Source organism: Microbacterium sp. Bi128 (genome assembly GCF_918698205.1).
This window is the reverse complement of sequence record NZ_CAKKMM010001030.1, coordinates 1-1,834: the sequence shown is the minus strand read 5'-3', so window position 1 is coordinate 1,834 and position 1,834 is coordinate 1. Positions and strand designations below refer to the sequence as shown.

2 pseudogenes are annotated in these 1,834 nt (G+C 70.9%); both read left to right on the top strand.

The features are described from left to right. A pseudogene (locus LQV45_RS29395) lies at positions 1-186 on the top strand (uroporphyrinogen-III C-methyltransferase); the annotation flags it as partial. 92 nt (positions 187-278) lie between these two features. After that, positions 279-1,414 (top strand): annotated as a pseudogene (locus tag LQV45_RS29390) (uroporphyrinogen-III synthase). The last annotated feature ends 420 nt before the right edge of the window (positions 1,415-1,834 follow it).

Below are 1,834 nucleotides of genomic sequence, written 5' to 3'. Positions count from 1 at the left end.
GGCTACCGCCCCGGCCAGCGCACCACGATCGCCGAGCTGGGCACCATCACCTCCGCAGCCGCGGGCTGCAGCAACCCCGCCGTCCTGGTGATCGGGGACGTTGTCCGGGTGGCCGAAGCCAACCGGGGCTGTGCCGATGCCACGGCAGAGCTCGACCGTCTGGCCGCATCACTGATGGAGGCGTAAGGATTCCCATGAGCGCACTGAACGCCGTCGCCGCAGCCCTCCCGGAGCCCGGCGCACCACTGTCCCCCTTGAACCCCGCCCTCGCCTCCGCACTGACCGCCGGCGCGACCGCCGGCGCCCCCGCGCCCGAACCCGCCGAGGACGCGACCGACCGGGACCTTCCCCTGGACGGCTTCCGGATCGGCGTCACCTCGCACCGCCGTTCGCAGGACCTCATCGAGGCCCTGGAACGCCGCGGTGCCGAGGTGCTTCACGCCCCGGCACTGAAGATCGCCCCGGTCCGGGAGGACCAGAGCCTGATCGAGGACACCCGGGCGATCATCGCCGCACGGCCCGATCTTTGCATCGCGACCACCGCCTACGGCATGCGCCGCTGGTGCGAGGCCGCGGACACGTTTGGCATTGGCGACCAGCTGCTGGAGACCCTCTCCGCCACCCGGATGTTCGTCCGCGGGCCCAAAGCCCGCGGCGCCGTGCGCGCCGCCGGGCTCGCCGACGTCGGAATCAGCAGCGACGAAACCACGTCCACGCTCGTGGTGTGCGCGGCAAGACAGTCGCGGTGCAGCTGCACGGCTACACCGATGTCCGCCAGCTCGAGCGCCTGCGCATGTCCGGCGCCACCGTCCTGACGGTCACCCCGTACCGCTGGGTCAAGCCCGACGGCGCCGACCGGCTGCCCAAGCTGATCGAAGCCGCGTGCAGCGGCAACCTGGATGTCCTGACGTTCACCAGCGCGCCCGCCGTGGACGCGATGTGGAGCACGGCGCACGAGATGGGCGTCTACAAACAGCTCGTGGAGAGCCTGAAGACCACTGTGGCGACCGCCGTCGTCGGGCCCATCACCGCGCAGCCGCTGCTCGATGCCGGGCTGCATCCGCTGATCCCGGAACGGTTCCGGATGGGCGCCCTGATCCGGCTGGTCTGCGAGCACCTGGCACTCAACCACGTCCGCCGGCTCGACACCGTTTCCGGCAGGGTGGAGCTGCGCGGCCGGTCGCTGCGCATCAACGGCGAGCCGGTCGAGATGGCGCCCGCACCGCTGTTGCTGCTGCGCGCGCTCATCGGCGCCGGCGGGGCAGTGCTGTCCCGCGAGGCGCTCTCGGACCTGCTGGAGCTGCGCGGTTCCGTGCATGCCCTGGACATGACCGTCAGCCGGCTGCGGTCCGCGCTGCCGGACACCCGGCTGGTGGAAACCGTGGTGAAACGCGGCTACCGGATCCGGGTCTAACCCAACGCGGGGTCACATAGCGCCCATCCCACCGCTATCTATAGGCGCTAAGTGACCCCGCGTTGCTTTGCTGCCGGCCTTCGCGACGGTGTGACCCACGGCATTACCGGCCGGTAAATACTGGCGAACGGGCAGGGCAGAAGCGGCAACACCCGGGAAACACCCCGGAAAAATCGGACGCCTACGCTGGGGTTCACCAAGCACACCGGCCACACGATGGCCACCCAGCGAAAGGGCCAGCACATGTCCGCTCCGGCAATGTCTCCCATCTCCACTTCCTCCCTGACAGGCGCTCCGGCTGCCGCCGCCACCACGGCCGCCCGGCCCAGGATCGTCATCGCCGGCGCCGGCCGGGCCGCCCAGGCGCTCGTCCGGCAGCTCACCCGGACCCCGTTCGCCGGCGCCATCACGGTCCTCAGC